Genomic DNA, 23,333 nt, shown 5'->3' with positions numbered 1-23,333 from the left:
TGAGCGCTGGAAAATATGACGATATGGTAAACAACAGAATTGAATGAGAAAGGATGGACTAGATGAAGAAATTTTCGAGAATGGCTTCGGCATTGATTATTACGCTACAAGCATTTCTTTCGACACCAATGGCAGTCTTGGCAAGTGATATGTCCTCAACCAAAGAAGCGACAGAACAAGTTCAAAAAGCTATCGATACCACAGAAACAACAGAAAGCAGTACCGAGTCTACAGAAGAGTCTTCGACAAAAGAATCTACCGAAAGCAGCTCTTCAAGCAGTGAATCGAATACAGAATCAACTAGTAGTGGCACGAAACCTTCGGAATCTTCGACACCGAGTGATCAAGAAACTCCGAAAAAGGAAGAACCAAAAAAAGAAACAGAGAAACCGGCAGCACCAAAAGAAGAATCCACGGCGGAACAATTAAACCAGATTTCTCAAGAAGTCCCAACACCAGAAACGAGTGTCGATCAAGAAGCGACCGTTGATCTATCACGAACGGTTCCTTCAAGTACCGTGACACAAGATGGATCGATTCATTTTGAAAAAGATGAATCCGTGGATCACTTTATTCGTGAGATTGGTGAGTCGGCTCGAAAGATTGGGGAGGAAAAAGAGTTGTATGCGTCTGTGATGATCGCTCAAGCAATCCTAGAATCCGATTCGGGTCAAAGCCAGTTAGCCCAGGAGCCAAACTATAATCTGTTTGGGATCAAGGGAACACACAATGGGAAATCCGTCTCACTAGCAACACAAGAAGACCTTGGAAATGGCACGCTTTATGCCACACAAGCAGGTTTTCGGGTGTATGAAAGTTATGAAGATTGCTTCAATGATTACGCCACGCTGCTAAAAGAAGGAATCACTGGTGACGCCAATTACTATTCAGGTGTTTGGAAATCGAATGCGAAAACATATCAAGAAGCAACAAAGTATTTAACAGGACGATATGCCACAGATACTCAGTATGATCAAAAACTGAATGGTCTTATTGAGACCTACGATTTAACAGACTATGACAAGGAGCTTCAAGGGCCAATTATTAGCAGCTCAGGCTATAAAATTCCTTTGCAAAATTACACCATTTCAAGTGTGTTTGGCAATCGGAATGGCGAGTTTCATCGTGGGTTAGATATGGCGGCAACTCAAGGCGAACGAATTTATGCAGTGAAATCCGGTAGAGTGATCAAGGCAGAATTTCATACCTCTTGGGGCAATTACGTGGCGATCCAGCATGAAGATGGGACAACTGCTTTGTATGCACACCAACAACAATCTATCGTCAAAACAGGGGATACTGTCTCGCAAAGTCAGATAATCGGTTACGTAGGCAGTACCGGAAACAGTACAGGAAGCCATTTACATTTTGAACTTTGTAAGGACAGCAGCCTTTCTCAAGGAATGTTGGTTGATCCGCAAAGCGTTTTGTTTGGGAACTAAAAGTAAATCACTTGAATCCAAGAGACTCGATGGAGCCTCTTTTTTGTGGAGGTGACGCATAAAAAATGGAATTTATTGGAGAACCAATTGTTGAAGAGGAATTTATTGAGCATTACATGTATCTGTTTGAGTCTTCGATTCGTCAGTTGTGTTCAATTGATGAATTCTTACCAAAGGAAAAAGAATACCTGCAAGCAGAATATCGTTGTGCTTGGTTGTTGTATCAAAAGTTTGAAGCAGAACAGAAACGTCCGCCGGATTATCGTTTCCTCAGTGATAGTGTGACGAACGCCGTGATTGCTCGTGAGTACCTATTCCAAGAACGAGAAAAGAACATCATGAATTCGGAACACTTTGCGGAACGCTATATTGTTCTTCTACGATCCGAGGGGTTACTCACACCTGTGGTTTTTGGAGCCACTGACTTTGCCTTCATCATGGAAAGTGAGCGACACCGAGCAATCAAACGTTATGACGAGGAAGACTCCTTTACTGAGGGGTATGAAATGATGCGCATTCAGAATAATCGTTTCCTGCAAAATTTTGTGATTCAGCAATTGGCGGATGGGTTTCTTGATCTTTATTCTGTGTACATGAAGAAACGGCAGGAGGGATAAGAGAATGCTTCGATTGATCCTATACACAGTGATCGGATTTTTCATAGTCAGTTTTATTTGGCCGTTTTTGGGTGCCAAATTTGAATGGCTACAGAAGAAGGATCGTTTGGTTTGGAAGCAAGGTTTCAAACGGAATCGGTATGAGCTATTCCTAACCTTTGATGATGGACGTTTTGCCTGCTATCAGCTATTTGCCAATTATACAAAGTATCAAGCAGCCGACTTGTTGCTCAAGCTTTTTGAAAGTAACCCATTTGTCGGGATTGAAGAGAATGGCCGAGTTTTCTATTATCGCTATTCTCAAATTGAAAAGATAGAATCTGAAAAATATCCGCTAAAACTGGAAAAGAAAGGTCTGTTTTGAGGTGTCTGATTTTTTTATCTGGTATGAGCATGATCAGTTTCAAGAGTTTCGCCAATTGATTGAGGCTGTTTTAACTACGTTGAAACCAAAAAATGAGCCATTCGTTGGTTTACCAAAGGAAATGAAGACGAAGTATCTAAATGATACAGCCCTGTATCAACGTTATGTGAAGCAACGAGTACGCTATATCAATGAGCGGGAGCAGCAACGGCAACGATTTATCAAATGGTGTAGTAAAGAAGTCATTGAACAGTTTATCCAACTCTATCCAGAGGTGTATTGGGTTCAAATTGTGTCGGAAACCATTTTTGGATTGAACCAGTTATTTTTAGAACGCTATGAAAGCCTAACAACATACTCTTTAGAAATAAATTTTTAGTGAATGGAGAATAGAACATGAAAAAAAGAATAATCACAACCTTAGCAATTACCAGCGTAACCTTATATGGTCTACAGCTTGGAAGTTCGTTTGTACAAGCTGGTGAAGTAGATGTACCAGTAATCGAAAATGAAAAACAAGTTGAACTTGTCTCTACGACAGATAGCTTGAATGAAGAGTTACCTGGAGAATTACCAACAGACCCAGAGCTTCCCACTGATCCAGAATTACCCGAAACGCCGGAGGTTCCTGAAACACCAGAAGTACCAGAGACACCAGAGGTTCCAGAAACGCCAGAAGTACCGGAAACACCAGAGATTCCCGAAACACCGGAAGTCCCTGAAACGCCAGAGAAACCAGAACAGCCGGAAAAACCTAGTAAGCCAGAAATATCTGTTCAGCCAGAACAGCCACAGACACCCACACCATCCAATCCAGGAAGCCAACCAGGAACAGACGTTGTATTGAATCCAACAGTAGAGGCGCCTGTGGTAACAGCGACTGGTGAACAAATTGTTTCAGTGAAAGACGGTGTAGCCTATAAGCAAACAGCAACCGGATTAACACCCATTGAAAGTGAAGTCACTGCCTTGCCTAATGGAAACATTTCTATAGAAGCTGCGGATGGTTCGACAAAAGTTTTACCAAACACAGGGGAGGCGACTACCGTAAGTTTGTCTGCTTTAGGTTTAGGGTTGATTTCAATGGTTGGATTGATCTGGAAGTTTCGATTTTTCAAACGTTAAGATGGCTCGATTAATCAAAAGGAGCTGTTTGTAGGATGAAGGAACGGCGAATTAAAAAGAAAGAAAAAACGACTAGTGAAAAAATACCGAAAGTTCGTAAGATTCAGACTAAAGCAATGAGGCGATTTTTCTGGGCAGGAATCTTTTTTCTAAGTATTTCTGGAGTTTTGGCATTTCTTCAAACGCAAGGCTTACGAGTAAAGGTGAGTTCACTAAACAAAGAGGTCATTACTATCCAACAGAAAAGCAAAGTAGATGCTAGTCATTCGGTAGTGCTCACGCCTGAAATTGAATCATTTATGAACCGCTTTGTCGCATTGTACATGGCGGTTTCAGATGATAGTGAGACTCAAAAATTACGTCAAGAAACTTTACTGAACGATTACTTTGCACAAGGAATCAAGGAAAGTAATTCGATCTTTTCAGGAAAGCGAACTTTAAAGGCAGCGGCTTTTATTTCGTTGAAAAGAGTGTCAGGTGTTTCGACTGCTTCTTACAAAGTGTCGTATATTATCGAAACAAAAGGAGAGGATACTCAAGAAAAGGAAGTCACGGTCAATCAGCTATTGAATATTCCTTTCCAAACTTCTAAAGCAGGAAGTCGAGTGATCTCTTATCCGTATTTCACTGCGTTAAAAGAAAACAAAGAGAAGGCGAAAATCTTAGATTTTGATTCGGATGATTTTGAATCCGTTGACGGACACATTCGAAGAGAAGTAATGATCTATATAGAGGAATTTTTGGAGAAGTATGCGAAAAGCTCTTCAGCAGATATGCGCTATATGATGGATGATCCAGAAGGGCTGCAAGGTTCAGCCAGCGTTGATGAAGTAACAGGCCAAGTATTTAAGGAAAAAGACTATTTTATAGTGAAAGCTGCGGTCAAGTTCAAAGATAAAGGAACAGAATTGATTTGGCAAGAAAACATGTCTTTTGAAGTGGTAAAAAAATCGGGCAAATATTACGTCCAAAAATTAAACCATACATGGTAGAAATGAGGGAATCACAAAATGGGATTAAAACAACTGTCTGATTTTATATTGGAACAAGGGAAATATGTGATAATCATGTTGGTTGTCTTTTTAGCATCTAAAAACTTTGCGAAGTCGAAAGTCGTTCAGATTATTTCTGCATTTGTAGGTGGAGCGATCGCTTATTTCTTCTTGAATGATCCAGAAAAAGTATTTGATGGCATGGGTACGATTATTGAGAAGTTGTTTGGTGGCTAATCATGAAATGGGAACCGTACAATTACTCAGCAGCGTTTAAAGAACCGTACCGCATACAAGATTTAGGAAATTTAGGTCGCTTGCCTGCGCCAATAGCAGTGGTGAATATTGGCAGCTTCCTTTTTGTGTTGGGATTAATGTGGGGCATTTTTCGTGAACTCATTCAACGAGGGGCTGAAATTCTGCCATTTTTACCAGCCGTATGTTATATAGGATTCCCAGTGGCCAGCGTCTTATTGTTAAACAAGGTTCAACCAGACGGGAAGAAGCTTCATTACTATATTTTTGATCTGTTAGTTTATGTTGTAACAATCCAATGGAGAGATGTAGTGTTTTTCCAGGGGAAAATTTATAATCGATCCGAAGTCGATGAAGAGATCCGTTTTTATTAATAGAATGAAGAGCAAATGAGTTCGCTGGAGAAGAACCATTGGCAAACCATGAATATATATGTAGATATTTATCCCTCAAAACAAATAATTTGAGAAATGCATCTATTAAACTATAATTCGTTGAGTAGTTATAATTGTAGTTATATTTGTTTCAAAGACTCCTTTTGAGATTTAACGCAATAGAACCCTTATTAAGATTTAATGTTTTAAAAAACATATCCATATTTATGGTATTGTGATAACATTAAATCATAAATCGCTTCATTTTGCTGTTAAAGTTGAAAGGAGGGAATCTGATGTCTTATAGATCTGATGAATTTGAGAATAAGAAGAACAGATTTTCAGATGAAGAATTGCGAGGACTTATCTCTCAACGAATTAAGAAATTATCTTCAAAACATTTATGCGAACTAATGAGATTTATTGAGCCACTATACGAAAAGGATATTCTAGAGCCCTATTTGCTAGGAAATGAAATGCCCAATCCAGATTCTCAAGAATATGCGTTTCTAAAGTTAGCCAGTAAGTACAAGGGAAATATTATCCGAACGCTTTTTCTTAAGGAAGATATTAGTAGATATAACTTTCAGTCTTTTGTAGAAAAATATCAGTTGCAGGAAATTACAACAGGATCATACATTTATCCAAACAGTACAATAGATGCTCCATTTATGTTCCAACAAAAATATAGCAAGGCCACGATTGCGTTGGAATCAGCGCTGTACTATTATGGCTATTCTGATGTGATTCCAAAAGAAACGATTATGTATATGCCTAGAACATACAATCTGAAACAAATTCATTTTGGAGAGTATTCGCTAGTAGAAGTAAAAGATATAACTACTTCTGAAACGAGACAACAACTCAAGATTTTTTATCCAGACAATGATCCAATCCTACTGATGAAAAATGTAAAGGCAACGATAAAACAAAGTACCCAAATGTCTTTGGAAAATGGGCTGCCTATCTTGATTACTCCTCTTGAGCAAACGTTGGTAGACATTGTTAAGCCACAATTTTCAGTAGAAGAAGAAGTTAAAGTTCAGGCATATAAGCAATATATTGAGAAAAATCAAAAAATGCTGCCAAAACTTCAACATCGTGCTTCAATCGATGGGGTACTGAATAAAGTTAATTACTATTTAGAAAGAAGGTTGTATTAATTGAACTCCCAACGACTTAAAGATTTGATCAAGAATATGCCTGACAATGTAAGCTTTGAAGAGTATTATGTTCGTTTTGCAACTGAACGATTTCTTGCTAGACTGCAAAAGACGCCCTACCTAGATAAATTTATTATCAAAGGAGGATTTTTGTTAGAAACGATCTATGATATCCAACAACGTACTACGCAAGATTTAGATACATTGATTCGGAATATTTCTAATGAAAAAGAAGAACTTTTGGTTATTCTAGAAAGAATTACCACAGTAGATTTGAATGATAATGTTACGATTGAAGTTTCAAGTATTGAAACGATTCAAGAGCAAAAGAAATACGCAGGAATCAGAGCAAAAATGATTTTAAAATTTCTTGATGCGAACTCAATCTATAATTTTATCTTGGATATTGGAGTAGGTGATGTGATTACACCTAAACCTTATTTACGCGAGATTCCATTGTTATTCAATGATACAAAACACGAAAGTAAATCTATCAAGGTTTATTCTTATCCAATAGAAACGATTCTTGCAGAAAAGACGGAAACGATTCTCACATTAAGTACAAATAATTCTCGTATAAAGGATTTTTACGATATCCACCTACTCTTATCTGATCCGGAGCTTCCTTCAATCGAAGCCTGTTATTCAGCATTTTCGAATACATGGACTTATCGTAGTGGTTTGCCTTTAGATGCAGAACTGTTCGAAGTATGGTTATTCGTTATTGATCAGATAAAACAGGATACACTTATCCAGAAAACGTATTGGCCCAATTATATAGCCAAACGTTCATACGCAGAAAGTTTGAAATTAGGAGATATTTTATTGTTGTTTGAAAGTTATATCAAACAACTCCAACAAGAATATTTGAGACAGAAAAGCTAAGGGAGTGACTAAGATGACAGAGGATGAATATCTTGCGCATATTGCTGAAATACTTAAACAAGAAAATGTAGAGCCACAAGTGCAGCGACAATTGCTAGATGCAGTATCAGAATTATTGAAATATTATAGTTTAGAATATGTACGTGAACTGTTACCGTCGTTGTTGAAGACATAATTAGAGAGGATAGGCTTCTGTATGTCAATTGTAAAATGTCCTATTCAGGCATTAAGAGGAAATCTATTACTAACAAGTGATAAAGATATTTGGGCATACTACCAAGTATCACCAAAAACGATTTCGCAAAACAATCCTAAAGCGATTCAAGAAAATAAGGAACAGATGGCAAATTTAATGCAACTATTGGCATCTTATGAAGACGTGGAACTGATCATGTTCCCACGAACCATGAATTTATCCAGTCGATTTATAAAACTGTCTGAAGGTTTTGATCAAAATAATCCTGATCTTGGAGAATACTATTCCAAAGAAACAGTCAATTTATTGGAAAGAGAAGGTACGATTTATCGACCTTCTTTTTTGTTGGGAGTAAAGATAAAAGACCAATATATTGCTGAAAACTTGAAGGAGGCCATTAAGAAAATATCCAATGAACTAGCGGATGAGGTATTGGGATTCGTTGGGTATGAACGAACTGACGGTAAAACGACCCTCGAACAAATCGCCTCAGTTTCAAATGAAGTCACTCAATTATTGTATTCATTTTCAATTCGACCTTTATCAAAAGAAGAAATGATTTACGTGAATCGCCTGCAATATATCAGAGGAATGCCTCATAAAATTGAAGATGAAAATCATTGGCAAGATATTGAAGACATTCAATCTGCGATCATTCGTCCGGTAAAAAATGGAAAAGGTATTTTGAAGATCGAAGACGAACTTGGAGAAAGCTATTTATCTATTCTTCCGATTGGGTCTTTTCCAGAGAATATGAGTAATATGAATATCTTTCAGTTTGCTCAGGATTTGAACTTTCCCGTAGAATTTCGGATGAAGCTTCATTATCCAGAACTGGGTGGTTCGCAAGGACTTCAAATGCGAGCAGGCTGGTTAAACAATCGGTTTAAGGATGAACAAACTGATCAAGAAAAACATGGGGATGAACCCACGGATCGTGTTTTGACCATTCGCTATTTGCTAAAGCATATGCGAGAACGTATGAACAACAATGAGCCGATCATTGATTGGTTGGGCTGTTTTATTGTGTATGGGAATACGAGAGAAGAAGTTCGGCAGCGTAGTTTATCCATTATCAAACTATTGAGCCAAAGTGTGCGTGTCTGTCGTGGAAAAAATGACCAAGTGAAACTATTCTATAAACTACTCATGGGTCAACCATTAGGAGGTCAGATGCATTGGAAGCAGCGAACGAATGTCGATGCCATTGCAGAATTACTTTTTGGAACGATCACAGAATTAGGAATGGATTCGGGATGGTACATTGGCCGTCAAGATGTTGTCGGATTGAATGGTTCCAAAGGTGAAAAAACGGAGCTGGAAGAATTGATCTATGCTTCAAATAAGTATGTTTTTTTGAATCCTTTAGCGATTGCCGAAGGAATTAGAGGGGCGCTTTATGATGCGCCCCACATGGCGGTTACGGGAAAAACGGGCAAAGGGAAAACCTTTCTTGTGGGATTAATTTTCCTCTACAGTTCTTTTTTAGAAGCCCAAAGCCTTTTTATTGATCCTAAAGGGGGTGCGACACGTTCCCGTGTGAAAAGTACGGGGGTCGCGTTTAATTAATAATTAAATACGATACAACTAAACACATGAATAGTCGAATGACAGGGTAACGCCTCGAAAGGCTATCTTTAATCCTCCGAATAGCATAAACGCTGGTAAGAGTGGAATTGTTATAAGCGCGGAGAAGTCGGCAGAGAGATACCGTAACACTAAAAGCTAAAAGGTGACGAAAGCGATCTAGAGGTAGACCGTGTATCCTATATGCCGGAAGTCTATAAAGTAACTATGGTTAGAATGTGTATAAGAAACTTTTGAGAAATGTTTTGAACACTGACGAACCTCTGAATGTACGGGTCTATATCGGGAGCAGATAGAAATGTCAGCTGACACAATTAGTGTCGCTAGCGTGGATGAGTAAAACTCTCCTTTATGAAAGTCCATATGAGATTACAGGTCGCATCAAACTAGCAGGCTCATAGGAGGAACCTAAGGTTACAAATGATACAGATAATGTGTTTGGAACGTGGAAAGCTAACAACATGGAGAGCTTACACTCTAAGAAGTGTTTTCAAGGAAAAACATTGTGACAATAGCAATGATTATAACTTGGATTTATGTTAGTGATAGTGGAGTCACAGTACCTATGAAGTAGCGATAATAAGTTGCGGAGGGATAGGCTCTAGTCGTAATGAAGAATGGAAATTATCGTCAAATAGTTAATGTGGGTTCGAGTAAGACTAAACAGATGTAACAATCTCAACAACGAGAGGTTGCAGACCATGTTAAAGAAAAGCAAACTCCGATATAACGAGTATTATGATATGCAAAGCATCTATGATCAGTTATATGCGGATAGTAAAAACGGTAATAACTTTTATAAGTTAATTGAGATAATTGGTTCAGAAGACAATATTCGACTGGCATACAGAAGACTAAAAACAAATAAAGGCAGTAAAACTGCTGGTATAGATGAACAAACGATTAAGGAATTACAGTCACTCACAGATAATGAATTAATCGCAAAAGTAAGGGAGATGCTAGAATTTTATATCCCTGAACCCGTTCGACGCGTCTGGATTCCAAAACAAGGATCTAATAAGAAACGACCGTTGGGAATTCCAACTATTTGGGATAGATTATTTCAACAGTGTCTTTTACAGGTATTAGAACCAATTTGTGAGGCAAAATTCCACCCTCACTCCTACGGATTCAGACCCAATAGAAGTACGCATCATGCAGTGAGTAGAGTGGTTACTCTGATCAATATTTCTAAACATCACTACTGTGTAGATATTGATATTCAAGGATTTTTCAATGATGTCAATCATGGAAAACTACTAAGACAACTGTGGCATATAGGTGTAAGGGATAAGCGATTGATTTCAATAATGGGAAGACTTCTGAAAGCTGAAATTGTAGGAGAGGGTGTTCCTGCTAAAGGAACTGCCCAGGGCGGTGTCATCAGTCCGTTACTTTCTAATGTAGTGTTGAATGAATTAGATTGGTGGGTGAGCAGCCAATGGGAAACCTATCAGGCCCACAATTTTAAAGACATAGGTTCTTTCAGAGTATATGCAAGAGATTATACAAATCTGAAAGGCGGCTATATCGTTAGATATGCCGATGACTTCAAAATCATGTGTAGAAGTTATCCTGAGGCACAAAGATTTTATCACGCAACAGTTAAATTCTTGAAGGACCGTTTAGGTCTCACTATCAATGAAGAGAAGTCCAGAGTAGTAAATCTTAAGAAAAATTCATCTGAGTTTTTAGGATTCAAAATAAAAGTCATTAAAAAACAGTCTTCTAGGCATAAGTTTGTCGCTAAAACAGACATGAGCGATAAAGCTATTGCAAAAGCTAAAAGAATTCTCAAGGAAAAAGTGAAAGAAATACAGCGTAATCCAAGCAAAATTAGAGTTGTAAATTACAATTTAACTGTATTGGGTATCCAAAACTACTACAAAATAGCTACAAATATTTACAATAATCTAACGATTGTTAGTTACACGCTGTGGAAGTCATTAAGAGTAAGATTGAAAAACTGTTCCTCTATTATAGAATTTCGAAATATACCTAAAAATTTTCAAAAGCTATCAATGGGAATCCGTAAGGATACCAAGATTTATCAAGTTAAAGGGATTCCAATGTTACCCCTAACGGGCCAGCATCATATATATCCTAGAAATTTTTCGCAAAATATCAATGACTATGTTGCATCGAGCAGAAAAAAATATCATAGGGATTTAAAAGCAATTCCTAAAGATATTTTGAAACAGGTCAGGAATACTTATTCTTCATCCAGAAGCATTGAGTACAATGACAATAGAATTTCTAGATATATTGCTCAATATGGAAAATGTTATGTTACAAAGCGGATTATTGATATTGATAGAGTCCACTGTCACCATACCTTACCAATAAGCTTGTCTGGCAATGATAGCTATGAAAATCTAGTAGTTGTGGATGAATTTGTTCATCGATTGATTCACGCAACAAGTGAACTGACGATTGAAAAATTATTAGCAACTATAAAACTTACACCAGAAGATTTTGAGAGACTCAATATACTGAGAGAACAAGTAAACAATTTACCCTTAAAACCTTAATATTTAACTTATAAACTCATCCATTTGAATACGATGGAACGCCGTATGAGTTGAAAAACTCATGTACGGTGTGAAACGGGGGAAAAGTAGGAGATGATATTGATTTTTAATAGCTAAGAAAATCAATCATCAAATACTTACCTATCGTTATAAAAGAAAAAATGGTTCCAAAAGCTCATCAATAATCCCTATTACCAACAAAATTATCCATTGTTTGTGCAGCACTTGAATAGCATTAACTACGTGACGTTGGATGTAAACAAAGAAGGAAATTATGGTGTGTTAGACCCATTTGTGTATCTGGATCGAATTGATGCTAAACAAGTGGCTCAGGATATGATCAATGAACTTAGTCCGTTAGGAAAGGATCACAAGTTAAAAGGGGCGGTACTAGAAGGAATTCAAGAAGTATTGGCTTTGCGAGAAAAGGGCGAACAGGTGGGATTAATGCATGTCGTTGATTGGTTAGAAGAACATATGGATGAAAAAATTCATGAATATGGTCGCTTCCTGCGTTTAACCATTACTGATTCGATCTTACGTTTAGGTTTTAGTTATGGTGAAAACAGTGGACTTGATTTCAAAGAGAAAACAACCGTACTGGAAATCCAAGATTTGTCTTTACCCAAAGATGATATATCTCCTGAGTTATACTCAGATGCCGATAGAAAAGCGCTATGCTTAATGATCAGTTTGGGACGCTTTTGTGAGATGTTTGGGAAACGTGACATAGAACAAAAGACAGCCGTCTACTTCACAGAAGCTTGGGTCTTTAACAAATCAAATTCCGGTCGAGCAATTATTTCATCGATGGCTCGTGTGGGACGCTCTCAAATGAACCAGCTAGTGTTGGATACTCAGTTTATTGATGATCTAGGAACAGAGGATGAAAAAGGAAACTACGGGATCGTCTTTGCTTTTGATGAAGACAGCGAACGAGACAAAATACTCACTCACTTGGGTCTTGAATGTAATGAGGAGAACCGAAAAGAAATGAAACGGATGATCAAGGGTCAATGTTGGATGCGTGATATTTATGGGCGTGTTGGAAAATTAAATGTTCACAGCCTGTTCGAAGAATTTACAGAAGCATTGAAAACGACAGAGAAAACGAGTAATAGTGAAGCAGAAGAACAGGTCGCATAGATCAATTCCTTGTAGACAAATGAAATCATTCATTGCTATACTTTTATGCAACGATTAAAAAGGTTGGGGTAAAATGAAAAAATATGGGATGTCTGCGTTACTATTTTTTTCTTGTCTTCTTATGGTAAGCTGCGGTAACTCCGTGAGTAAAATGGATGATCAAACAAAAGTTGCTGTGAAAACAGTCATGGATTTTAAGAGTAAATACAACAAGATAGATAATGAGGAACGAAAAGACTATGATTTTGATTCAGGTTATTTTCCGACTGATTTATCTGAAAAAGATGTATCGCAAGTTTACTTGATGAAAGCAAAAAATGATGAGAACAATGTTTACTATATCAAGTATAACGAAACGGAGTATTCTGATCCTAGCTTGAAAAAGAAAATAAAAGATCATGTTCGTGAATCTGCGGCAACTTCAAAGGGAACAGTATATGAATCCATTTCTGAAACGGAATTTAACCATGCAATTGAACAAGAAAATGTGACGAAAGTTTTTGAAGCAAAAGAATAGTTTATAAAAGAGTCTGGAAGCAGGCTCTTTTTTGATGTCTAAAAATAAAAAAAGGGAGGTATTTAAAATTGGTCAGAACGAACAAACGAAGGCGATTGTTTATCTTACTTCCCACCCTTTTGATCCTGCTTATATCTGTATCAGCCTATGCAAAGTCGGATAAAGAAGCGATCTATACTGTGGGCAAATACCACCTAGATACCTTTTCCTCATATATAGGTGATACGGAATTTTCGCTTGGAAAGATGCTCTTCGGGAAAAATGGCACTGACTTTATCCAGATGATTACCAACATGTCGTTTAGTACGAACAAAATTATTTGGCAGGTGTTTGATTTTATCATCGAGAAACTTTATAAAGGTGCGGCAATGGATGGCCTTATCCATACTTTTTTTCAATTCTCTAAAAATATTTACGATAAGCTATTTAATATGGTCGGTCTAGGATTGACTGGAGGGTACGTCATTTATATCTTCTATTTGAAGGTCTGTAAAAGTGGGAATCAAGCAAAGAGAGCACTGGTTCAATTTCTATGCGTTGTTGGTTTTTCGATCCTTTGGTTTGGAAATGGCACAGTAACCAGCCAGGGAGAAAAAATGACGAAGGATTTAAATACCTGGTCAACCGCTGTTGAAGGGTTGATTTTTGAAGCGACAAACGGGATCGATGATTTGAGTATTGCGACCACCAGTGAGGATGCCATCACACAAATTCGTGAAATGTATTATCAGAAGGCAATTGTCGATCCGTATCTATTATTAAATTATGGAACGACTGATATTGAAGAGTTATCAAAGGCCGGTATTAAACCCACAGAATTTTTGTCTGAAAGCATCAAAAGTGAGAACTTAGAAAATATTTCTGATGTTGTGAGAGAAGCGGCAAAAGAAGAGGATGAAAAAAAAGAATCTTATCGTGCGTTCATTCAACCAACAAAGAGTATTTATAAGATGATCGTTGGATTAATGAGTCCAAGTTTAAATGTATCTGTCGGGATTCCTGTCTTGATGATCGGAATGATTCGTTTCTTATTCCAGTTAGGTGTATTGCTAATGCTGCTGGCGATCGCTTTCATGTTGATCGTTTCCTTTTTTCCCGGCATGGACTATATGATTTTTCGTGGGTTAAAAATGTTTGTGGGATTTGTTTTTCAAAAATCAATTTATAGTGTGTTGATTCTAGTGGCGTTCCTTGTCTTCAATATTATTGATGATTTGATTCTGATGAATACCATTGCTGGGTTTATCGGTAATATGTTTGTTCGAGGGATCATTTCATTGATTGTATTCCTAAAACGGAAAGATATTATAGCAAAGCTGGGATTAGGACAAGCGGATCGTACATTAGCTAAGACGAAATATAAAGCACAAAATACGACAAGAGAAGTTAGCCGAACCATTCATAGAGGAAAAGATTTAACGGAACGAGCAGTTTTAAAAGGGGCGAATGTTGCTGGGAAGATCCATCCAGGCATACTAGCGGCAAGTCAGTTATTCCAACGAACAAAACAGCAACAAGCCACACCAGTAAAACAATCGAATGCAAAACCTTCGGAAATTGCTTATGGCAGAAGAAAACAATTGCCATTTGAAGGGGAGAAATTGCTTTTAGAAAATCGACCAATCATTGGAAGTCCGCTTGAAAAAATGCCACGTCCACGAAAGACGATAGAGCCCCCCAGCGTACAAGTACCAACTCCAATTGGTGGTTCCATTGCATTATCGGTTTCTGTTTTACCAATTGATCAATTGATTCAAAATGGTAAAGTTGCTGAAAAAACCAACCGAAAAATGAGCTTGGCACAACGGCCAAAAAATTATGTTGGTCAGTTAGTACCATTAACTCAGAAAACACCAAAATTAATTGCGAATGATTCTTTGACGCAACAAATTACTCAATTGAAGCAATCACGATCAATGATTACCAATCAAAACTCGTTACAATCGATGCAACAAATAAGTGGTCACACACAAAATGATCGAACAATAAAAATGACGGGAAGCTCAAAAGAGCAGATTACTATCGATCCAGGTTCAAGTGACCACTCGAATCATAGTGTATCAGGTAAAACGATTGAAGCAAAACTTGGGAAAGATTTTACTTTGCCGGAAGGCAGAAGCCCACAAATTTAATACACACGTTCAACCCTAGAGAAAATCAATCTCTAGGGATTTTTCTTTTTGGAGAGGATTGCTGGGATGGAAGAAATCAGAAAAAAACGAGGCTGCGGATGTGGCTGCTTAGGGTGTCTGATTCCAGTTTTAGTCGTTGCCTTTTTGTTCATTTTAGGAATGTACATTATGGGCGTAGATGATGAAAATCTTTGTGAAGATAGACCTAGTGCGGTATCTATTAATATTGATAATGCTGGATCAGAAGAAAATGCAAAAGCCATTTACGATTTTTTTATAACGGAACTAGATGCAACGAGTCAAGGTGCAGCAGGGCCAATGGGATGTATGGATTTTGAAAGTGGCGGATTTAATCCCGCCATTGAAAATCCATCAAGTGGCGCATTTGGTTTAGCGCAATGGTTAGGTTCTCGGAAAGAAGATTTACGATCGTTTGCGGCAGAAAATGGGAAAGAAATGTCGAACCTAAGTGTCCAGTTGGAATTTTTAAAAAAGGAACTAGAGAATCCTTACTATGCCAAAGCGAAAGCCGCATTACAATTAACTGATGTTCATGAAGCCCAACATCAATGGTTACTCTGGTTTGAAGGACTCAGCCAAGATTCTTCTCAATGGCATTCAGAAGAACGGAATGCTAGGGCAGACAAATGGTTTGCGAAGTTTGGCAGCAGCGACCCCATTTCTGGGGCGGCTATGGAAAATGCAGCAAAAGGTCAGTTAGAAAGTTTATCGGCAGAATGTGCGTCAGCCAGTTCAGGTAATGGTGGTGACATTCTTGAAAACGCAAGAGATTTGTTGGGCTATTTTAGTTATTCCCAAGAAAGACGAACGCAACTTGGAACGGTTGGTAGTCCTGATAAAAATGGTTTTGCGGATTGTTCTAGTTTTGTTTGGTTTGTATTGACGAAAGCTGGATACAAAACTCCTGAAGTACCGTGGGCGACACCTTCCATGACTTCTGATGCACGAGGATCAAAACAATACCTTCAAGAAATTCCAGAAAGTGAAGCGAAAGCGGGCGATATTATTGTGGTGAATTTAGGAGCTGGACTCGGAAATGACGGCCATACCGCTGTGTTAGCAGAAGATTATCACGGCACGAGTACAAAGATAATTGAAATGGGTGGCTATGGTGCAGATTCGGTACATGAGGGACAGATAGATACTTCATTTGGATATTTACTGGCTGGTGATATTTGTTTTGCGCGAGTCGTAGAAACACCAAAAGATATATGAGATAAAAAGCTTACATACTGTAATCAAACAAAATCATCGTTAAATGAAGTCATCGTGTATGACTAATGAACCAACGATGCTTCAAAAAGCTATCACTAGTGACGGACTCTAAAGTTATTAAAGAAAAAATCTGTATGAAATGGAGTAATATATGAAAAAAAATCGAATAGTCGAGTTAACGCTATTAATTATTATTCTTGGAATTGGTTTCTGGAATGTGAAGCAGCAACAAAAAATACTCTATCTAAGAAGTTCAGTAGAGAGTTTAGTTGATGATAACAAGAATCTAAAAGTGAAGCAAAATGAGCTTATATCCGAAAATGACCGATTAGAAAAAGCAGCAGAATCCTCTGCTGAATCTCTGAAAAGAATTCAAAAAGAAATCGCTAATACAGGTGTTGATTTAAACGATGAGTTCATTACATTCGTCTCAAAACTGTTTGAAGCCAATTTGAATTTTTCACCTAATAACTATAGTGATAGAAAGAAGACAGTCTCGGGCTATCTATCTGATGAGTTGATCAAGGAATACTTTGGGCAAGGTAGAAATACTTATCAAGAATCCAATCATACCAATTCAAAGTTGGAGTCAATAGAGGTTTACCCTAAAGGAATTCAAAATTCTAAGTTAAGTGGATTAGTAGTTGTTTACTATAAAAGCAAGCAAGTTGATCAAGATTGGATGGAGGGAATGAATATATTTAAAGTAACGTACGATAGTCATACTAAGAAAGTTACTGAAATAGAAAATTTAGGTAGTGGCTACTTTGGATAAGAGGAATAAGTACTTTTTTAGATAATGTTTTTAAAAAAGCTAAAGTCAAAATAGGGTTCATCATTTTTTATTGAATGTACTAGAGAATTAGTTAATACGGTAAGAGGAGAGTGTAATATTAACTGTGTAAGTAACCGCTAATCCTAGGTAGGTGGTTGCTTCACAGTTTTTCTTTTTCTAAAATGAAGCTAAGAGGTGATTTTATTATGGCTAGAAAGAAAAGAAATCCTGATGCTGAAAAGCTAGCTGAAACCATTTTAAACGCTTATCAACCTGAATCTGTAGAAGACATGCAAGATGCCTTAAAAGATGTATTTGGACCCTTATTTGAGAAAATGCTGCAGGGAGAATTAAACAACCATTTAGGATATGATCCTCATTCGAAAGAACCTAAAGAACATGAAAATCGCCGAAATGGTTACGGAAATAAAACACTTAAAACAAGTTTTGGCGAAGTAGATATTCATGTCCCTAGAGATCGTGATGCCTCTTTTGTTCCTGAATTGATTCCTAAGAGAAAGCGAGATGTCTCCGACATCGAAGGCAAAGTTCTTTCGATGTATGCTCGTGGAATGAGCCAGCGAGATATTGCTGCAACGATTGAAGATATCTATGGCTTTGATATCTCTCATGAAATGATTTCAGATATCACAGACGCCGTACTTCCTGAATTAGAAGAATGGCAAGCTCGTCCATTAGCTAAATGCTATGCCTTCTTATTCGTTGACTGTATGTATGTCACCTTACGTGAAAACTATGAAGCCAAGGAATATGCGGTGTATACGATTCTTGGCTATGACCTTAAAGGAAACAAAGAGATCTTAGGCTTATGGCTCCATCAAACAGAATCTAAAAATCGCTGGATGCAAGTATTTGATGAATTGAAATCTCGTGGCGTAGAAGATGTCTTTTTCATTTCGATGGATGGTGTTTCTGGTCTCGAAGAAGGCGCGAAAGCGATCTTCCCGTCCGTCATTGTTCAACGTTGTATTGTTCACCTTGTTCGAAATGCGCTGCGATACATTCCAAGTAAAGATTACAAGGAAGTCTGTAAGGATATGAAAAAATTTTATGGGGCGTCTTCTCTTAATGCCGCACACGCCGCTTTTGATAGTTTCCGAAATCGGTGGTCCCAATATTCTGGTGCAGTAGATGTATGGAAACGAAACTTTGCCCATGTTGAACAATTGTTTGATTATGGCAGTGCCATTCGAAAAATCATGTACACGACGAACGCCGTGGAGAGTGTCCATTCCAGCTTTAGAAAAGTCACCAAAAAATGAGCGTTCTCCAATGAGAATGCGCTCCTTAAGTTGCTTTATTTACGTACGAAAGAGTTACACACGAAGTGGGCTGGCGGTCGTATCCAAAACTGGGCTATGGTACTCAATCAGTTAATGGTCAACGAAACCTTCTCTTCTCGAATTGAAAAGTATGCCCTTTACCTTCCGTAAGGGCAGGTTTATTTAACTATACACGTTCAATCAGTTTTCTACTAGTCGCTTAAAAATACTGTGAGAGGCTATTTACTAGAAAACTTAATTAATTAACTTCCACAGTTTAGTTGACAAACCCGGTAAGAGAGTGTAATGCAGATCATGAAGCAACCGTTTAGTTATTAGGTTTATTTACCGGTCTATATTACACTCTGCTATCTGTTAGTATTTCAATTTAATTGTATAGTCCTTTTCGAAAGAATAACTTTCAATAAATCCTCTTTCTTTCAGAATCTCAAGTTGTCGTTTGAGAGCAACCTCCATATCCTCTTTAGAATTAAATTCGATCTTTTCCGTATTAAACTCATGTCTTTTTCCTTTTTTTGTCTTTTTTATTTCTTTCTGCTGAACCTTGACGTGGCTCATTACCATTTCAGCGGATGTTAGTCCACTTTGTATCCAATTATTCAATAGGACCTCGATGTATTTTTTTTGTACTATAGAATTGTTTTGGATCACCAATATATAACTGAGGGCCATGTTGATAACTTCTTTAGAAATTCCCTTATCAAGATACTTTGTAACGAGATCAATTTCTGCTTTTGTTGCAAAGCTGCCTTTCTGTCGTTTAATAGATTCTAAGAAATTAGCAGGTGATATAGTCTTGGCTTGTTCAATGAGCTGTCTTTCAGTATTGGTCAAGTCATTTACTTGTTCATTCATTTTTTGTATCCTCTCGAAGCTTATTAGTTTTAAGTAGTTCTTTTATGAGAGTATAAATAGTTGTGGAAGTGTAGGGCTGCCCAAACTTCCATGACGTATGATCTGAAACGGTATTCCAGTCAGGATGATAATAGTCAAAATCTAATTTTTGTTCCATCTCGAGATTCTCCATCAAATAAAACAAATCTCTTTCGGTGGCAAATAGTTTTATTTCATGATCGATTTGAGCAATCAAGCCAAAAGGAATAATTGAAGCACTTTCAATTATCTTAGCTAGTTCTTCTATTTCATATTGAGAAAGAAAGGACTCATGGTAACGAATTGATTTATAAAAACTCTTTTGAGTCCATTTGTTCGTGTTTTCAATCTCTCGAATAGATGGTATTTTAGTGTAAAACCAATTTTCATTATTAAGAATATCTAAGAAGAAAACTGAAGCACACTTTGGAATAGGGATTGATGGATTCAGACGAAAACCTTTTATAGGATATTTCTCGATCCTTCTAAATTCTATTTTAACCTCGATCATTTCAACCAGTTTGTCAAAAAGGTGAATTTTATAATTATTCTTTTCGTGATATGTCAGTTCAGGATTTGATAGAAACTCAATTGCATCTAATCCAGTCTGTCTAAATGCAGGCCAGATAATTTCATATACTTGTGCAAGAGAGTAATCTTCTAAACAACTATATAATGAGTTATATAGTTGCTTTTCAGCTTGTTTAGATACTTTTGAAACTGGAATGTTTTCCTTATTAATACGAAAGTCAACGATCTTATAAATGATATTCATGCTGTAACTTCGCCAGATATCTCTAAACTGTACTTCATCCGTAATTTGAAATTCTTTAGCAAATTTAAGTTTGTCAAAGAGGATACGATTGTCTTGAATAAGTTCATCATAAACATTCAAGTCGAATTCGACAGCTTTAGGATCAAAATCCACCTTCTCTTCCTTTATTTGAAAAATATCTTCAGGTGGTACTCCATGAATTTTAATAATTCCATGATCATGAAGAATACGTAAAGTATTATGGTGGATGGTTGTAGGTGATGTACTATATTGTCCAAAATAGGGAATAGGATCACCAAATTGTATATTACTTTGTTGGAGAATTGTTGCTATATCTATCCGGTCTGTCATTGACAGTGATTGAAACGAAATCGGTGACTTTTCTTTTTCATTTTTCAAAAAAAGTTCAATTTTTTCTAAAGGATTCAAATTTAAATCCTCTTGTTGATTTTTCTCACTCTGTCGAATTCGTTCGCAATAATGACAGTTACATTTTGGAGGATTGGTAATATAATCCTGATCATAGTGTCCACAATTTTTACAAGAAAGTGGAGATTTTGTGAAGGGAAACTGTGTTTTACTAGGGAGCTCTAATTGATATTTACAATTATCATACGGACAACGTAATTTTGTATAAACCTTTGGTAAAATTTGGTATAAATGATTAACTTGATTTAAAGTAATTCCATATTTTTTTATGATTTTATTGTTTTTCAAATTATTATAGAAGTAATCATTTAATAAATTCGCCAAAGAGTCTTTTGATAAGTGGTGTAGAGGATGCCCTTTATCTGAAAAAGGAACAATATCGTTGTCAGTAAAATGGGGAAAGTGAGTAGTCAATTTTATTTTGAGCATCTTATCTAGCCTTTCTTTTTTATTTTTCAAATTCTAATTAAAAAAAGGTATCCCACATGTTGCTGGATACCTTTTTAAATTCCATAGGGTTGATAAAAAGACAATCAATCTGTTGAATAAATGTTAATTTATCCATTCTATTATTCTTGTAAAACATGCTGTAAGTCCTGTAGCGACAAATAACCAGCCAATTATTGATTTGTGTTTTAGTTCTGATTTTTTTAGTAAAAAAAGTCCAATCAATATGAGAAGAATGCCAATAGCAAGGTTGATTAAAAAAACGTTTTGGGGGTTATCAACTTGTAAAAAAGGAATTCCTAAATCATTCATCTCTTTAAGTTCTTTATCTGTCATGGCTACCTCCTAATTTTGTCTATACGATTACATCTCTTCTGGATTGCATAAATAAAGTGATAACAGCGGAAAAGAAACCAACAATCCCAAAAGGTATTGTAAATGACAGCTGACTAACAAGTGCATCAAATCCCATGCCAGAATTACTCGAAACAAGTAATAGAATAATCGAGGTAACCAAAGTTGCAACTGTTGAATAATTGATCATCCCTACTGCTAAAGGTAGTAGTCCAAAAAGTGCGACCATAATTGATGAGAAAACATAAACCAAAATATCTGTTGTACCAATGTCATATCTGATCATGGGCAGATTAATACTTAAACCCCAGAAAACTCCATTTAAAAATAACTGAGCAAAAACCATTGATGATGCGGAAAACAAAAAAATCAAAATTATTTTAGCGGTTAAAACTTTTGTAATCCTAACAGGGGTAGTAAAAAGAACCAAAACACTTTTGGATTTGTATTCTTCGATAATGACTTTTGAAATCCAAACGCCCTCCCAAATAATGAAGAAGGCCTTAACGAGTAGATCAATAAAAACAGGAGCACTATCATCAGTGATCGTATCAGAAGAGAAGAGAAAGGTTAGGAAGCCTATTGATAAAATCGATAGAAGAACGTATATGACCTGTTTTCTAAAATTATTTTTTTTCCATTCTATACTTATTAGATTAATCATAAGGCCCCTCCAAGAATTGATTGATAAAAGTAATTTTCAATATTACCACCTGTTTTATCTCTCATTATCTCAATTGTAGTTTCTTCGACCATACGTCCTTCATCAATGATCCCAACGACTGAAGCAATCTTATCTATTTCACTAATGATATGACTAGAAATTAAAATACTTGTACCATATTTCTGATTTATATCAAGAATTAATTCTCGAATTTCCTTTATTCCGATAGGGTCAAGACCATTAATAGGTTCATCTAAGATTAACAATTTTGGTTTTGATAAGAAAGCTCTAGCTAATCCTAATCTTTGCTTCATGCCTAAGGAAAAGTCTCTAACTTTCTTAGTTGAAATATCACTTGTATTTAGTCCCACCATTTTTAATACATCAGGAATATTTGATTTAAACTCTTTTCCGATGTAATCACAGTAGATTTCTAAATTATCTACAGCTGAAAGATTATAGTAGAAAATTGGAGTCTCAATTATTGATCCAATATTTTTAAAGACAGAATTGTCATTATTGTTAGAGGTCTCCTGTCCAAAAATTTTGATTTGTCCTGAATCCTTTTTTAAGATATTAAAAATTGTTTTCATCAATGTCGTTTTACCAGCACCATTTTTTCCTAAAAGAGCATAGATTTCTCCTTTACGAATGGATAAAGAAACATCGCTGAGTACTTGGTTCTTACCAACGGTTTTGCTTAAATCAGTAATTTCTAAAATTTGTGATTGATTATTCACTATAAAGTCATCCTTTCGTTTTTATTTATGGATTTAATTGATTGAGGATAGGTTTTTTTATTAAATTCGACTACCAATAAATCCTTGTCCTAATCATATGTTATATGGAATTACCATTCTATACGTAAATCAAGCAACTAGAAAATTGCCTAATTTACGTATAGAACATTAAAGATAAAATGATTATAGTTGTTGCATATTGAGAAACAAATAAAAAATGTTGGAAAAAAAAGAAAGGTGTGTTTGGTTTTATGAGCTATTTAAGGTTAATAATTTATTGAAAATGTAACTATTATTAATAGTTTCGATTTTTTCACAATAGTTAGGTATTTTTATTAATTAAATTTTCAGACAAAATCTAATGCAGAATTATTAAGTAGTTTAGTGATAGTCATTAATCTAGAGCTTTC

The 23,333-nt window shown here is 36.4% G+C and carries 22 protein-coding genes and 2 pseudogenes; 19 read left to right on the top strand and 5 right to left on the bottom strand.

Going from position 1 to position 23,333, the window contains the following annotated elements:
- Nucleotides 1–62 precede the first annotated feature (62 nt).
- The 19 genes and pseudogenes from JZO85_RS02625 (at nt 63) to JZO85_RS02535 (ending at nt 18,791) form a co-directional block, all read left to right on the top strand.
- On the top strand, nt 63–1,442 hold the full coding sequence (locus JZO85_RS02625; RefSeq protein WP_207106950.1) for a glucosaminidase domain-containing protein: 1,380 nt from the start codon (nt 63–65) through the stop codon (nt 1,440–1,442).
- A gap of 65 nt (nt 1,443–1,507) precedes the next feature.
- On the top strand, nt 1,508–2,059 hold the full coding sequence (locus JZO85_RS02620) for a hypothetical protein (RefSeq protein ID WP_207106949.1): 552 nt from the start codon (nt 1,508–1,510) through the stop codon (nt 2,057–2,059).
- Nucleotides 2,060–2,063: 4 nt separating this feature from the next.
- Nucleotides 2,064–2,423 carry a hypothetical protein gene (locus tag JZO85_RS02615; protein ID WP_207106948.1) on the top strand — a complete coding sequence of 120 codons (360 nt, stop codon included), beginning with the start codon at nt 2,064–2,066 and terminating at the stop codon, nt 2,421–2,423.
- A gap of 1 nt (nt 2,424) precedes the next feature.
- Entirely contained in the window at nt 2,425–2,802 is a 378-nt protein-coding gene (locus tag JZO85_RS02610) for a hypothetical protein (RefSeq protein WP_207106947.1), read from the top strand.
- Nucleotides 2,803–2,819: 17 nt separating this feature from the next.
- On the top strand, nt 2,820–3,548 hold the full coding sequence (locus JZO85_RS02605; RefSeq protein WP_207106946.1) for an LPXTG cell wall anchor domain-containing protein: 729 nt from the start codon (nt 2,820–2,822) through the stop codon (nt 3,546–3,548).
- 35 nt (nt 3,549–3,583) lie between these two features.
- The gene (locus JZO85_RS02600; protein WP_207106945.1) at nt 3,584–4,540 is read left to right on the top strand and encodes a conjugal transfer protein; all 957 of its coding nucleotides are present in this window, start codon (nt 3,584–3,586) and stop codon (nt 4,538–4,540) included.
- A gap of 18 nt (nt 4,541–4,558) precedes the next feature.
- Nucleotides 4,559–4,777: a TcpD family membrane protein gene (locus JZO85_RS02595; RefSeq protein ID WP_207106944.1), complete on the top strand. Its 219-nt coding sequence runs from the start codon at nt 4,559–4,561 to the stop codon at nt 4,775–4,777.
- A 2-nt stretch (nt 4,778–4,779) separates the two neighbouring features.
- The gene (locus JZO85_RS02590) at nt 4,780–5,169 is read left to right on the top strand and encodes a TcpE family conjugal transfer membrane protein (protein WP_207106943.1); all 390 of its coding nucleotides are present in this window, start codon (nt 4,780–4,782) and stop codon (nt 5,167–5,169) included.
- A gap of 296 nt (nt 5,170–5,465) precedes the next feature.
- Nucleotides 5,466–6,332 carry a type IV toxin-antitoxin system AbiEi family antitoxin domain-containing protein gene (locus JZO85_RS02585; RefSeq protein ID WP_207106942.1) on the top strand — a complete coding sequence of 289 codons (867 nt, stop codon included), beginning with the start codon at nt 5,466–5,468 and terminating at the stop codon, nt 6,330–6,332.
- Complete coding sequence (locus JZO85_RS02580; RefSeq protein WP_207106941.1) at nt 6,333–7,217, top strand: nucleotidyl transferase AbiEii/AbiGii toxin family protein; 885 nt, start codon at nt 6,333–6,335, stop codon at nt 7,215–7,217. It abuts the gene before it with no gap.
- Between the two features lie 4 nt (nt 7,218–7,221).
- Nucleotides 7,222–7,392 carry a hypothetical protein gene (locus tag JZO85_RS02575; RefSeq protein WP_207106940.1) on the top strand — a complete coding sequence of 57 codons (171 nt, stop codon included), beginning with the start codon at nt 7,222–7,224 and terminating at the stop codon, nt 7,390–7,392.
- Nucleotides 7,393–7,413: 21 nt separating this feature from the next.
- A complete protein-coding gene (locus JZO85_RS02570; RefSeq protein ID WP_242550172.1) occupies nt 7,414–8,982 on the top strand; it encodes an ATP-binding protein in 1,569 nt (522 codons plus the stop codon).
- A 719-nt stretch (nt 8,983–9,701) separates the two neighbouring features.
- Nucleotides 9,702–11,531 (top strand): group II intron reverse transcriptase/maturase, encoded by a 1,830-nt coding sequence (ltrA, locus tag JZO85_RS02565; protein WP_207106939.1) that lies wholly within the window; start codon nt 9,702–9,704, stop codon nt 11,529–11,531.
- A gap of 153 nt (nt 11,532–11,684) precedes the next feature.
- A pseudogene (locus JZO85_RS02560) lies at nt 11,685–12,677 on the top strand (ATP-binding protein); the annotation flags it as partial.
- A gap of 73 nt (nt 12,678–12,750) precedes the next feature.
- Nucleotides 12,751–13,194: a hypothetical protein gene (locus JZO85_RS02555; protein ID WP_207106938.1), complete on the top strand. Its 444-nt coding sequence runs from the start codon at nt 12,751–12,753 to the stop codon at nt 13,192–13,194.
- A 68-nt stretch (nt 13,195–13,262) separates the two neighbouring features.
- Nucleotides 13,263–15,326: a CD3337/EF1877 family mobilome membrane protein gene (locus JZO85_RS02550; RefSeq protein WP_207106937.1), complete on the top strand. Its 2,064-nt coding sequence runs from the start codon at nt 13,263–13,265 to the stop codon at nt 15,324–15,326.
- Between the two features lie 48 nt (nt 15,327–15,374).
- A complete protein-coding gene (locus tag JZO85_RS02545) occupies nt 15,375–16,562 on the top strand; it encodes a phage tail tip lysozyme (protein WP_242550171.1) in 1,188 nt (395 codons plus the stop codon).
- 151 nt (nt 16,563–16,713) lie between these two features.
- Nucleotides 16,714–17,337, top strand: a complete 624-nt coding sequence (locus JZO85_RS02540; protein ID WP_207106936.1) for a hypothetical protein — start codon at nt 16,714–16,716, stop codon at nt 17,335–17,337.
- 206 nt (nt 17,338–17,543) lie between these two features.
- Nucleotides 17,544–18,791: pseudogene (locus tag JZO85_RS02535) on the top strand (IS256 family transposase).
- A 204-nt stretch (nt 18,792–18,995) separates the two neighbouring features.
- On the opposite strand, the gene JZO85_RS02530 reads toward JZO85_RS02535, so the two are convergent.
- The 5 genes from JZO85_RS02530 to JZO85_RS02510 all read right to left on the bottom strand — a co-directional run bounded on the left by JZO85_RS02530 (nt 18,996) and on the right by JZO85_RS02510 (nt 22,923).
- Nucleotides 18,996–19,496, bottom strand: a complete 501-nt coding sequence (locus tag JZO85_RS02530; RefSeq protein ID WP_207106934.1) for a DnaD domain protein — start codon at nt 19,494–19,496, stop codon at nt 18,996–18,998.
- Nucleotides 19,489–21,147, bottom strand: a complete 1,659-nt coding sequence (locus JZO85_RS02525; RefSeq protein ID WP_207106933.1) for a hypothetical protein — start codon at nt 21,145–21,147, stop codon at nt 19,489–19,491. The genes JZO85_RS02530 and JZO85_RS02525 overlap by 8 nt, the downstream gene beginning before the upstream one ends.
- Before the next feature lie 123 nt (nt 21,148–21,270).
- Complete coding sequence (locus tag JZO85_RS02520) at nt 21,271–21,501, bottom strand: hypothetical protein (RefSeq protein ID WP_207106932.1); 231 nt, start codon at nt 21,499–21,501, stop codon at nt 21,271–21,273.
- Between the two features lie 19 nt (nt 21,502–21,520).
- A complete protein-coding gene (locus tag JZO85_RS02515) occupies nt 21,521–22,183 on the bottom strand; it encodes an ABC transporter permease (protein ID WP_207106931.1) in 663 nt (220 codons plus the stop codon).
- Nucleotides 22,180–22,923: an ATP-binding cassette domain-containing protein gene (locus tag JZO85_RS02510; protein ID WP_347401778.1), complete on the bottom strand. Its 744-nt coding sequence runs from the start codon at nt 22,921–22,923 to the stop codon at nt 22,180–22,182. Before JZO85_RS02510 ends, JZO85_RS02515 begins: the two co-directional genes overlap by 4 nt.
- Between the last annotated feature and the right edge of the window lie 410 nt (nt 22,924–23,333).

Origin of the sequence: Candidatus Enterococcus murrayae, from assembly GCF_017315985.1 — a bacterium.
Taxonomy (GTDB): Bacteria; Bacillota; Bacilli; order Lactobacillales; family Enterococcaceae; genus Enterococcus_A; species Enterococcus_A murrayae.
The sequence above is the reverse complement of the archived record's forward strand: the minus strand, read 5'-3'. Positions and strand labels throughout refer to the sequence as shown.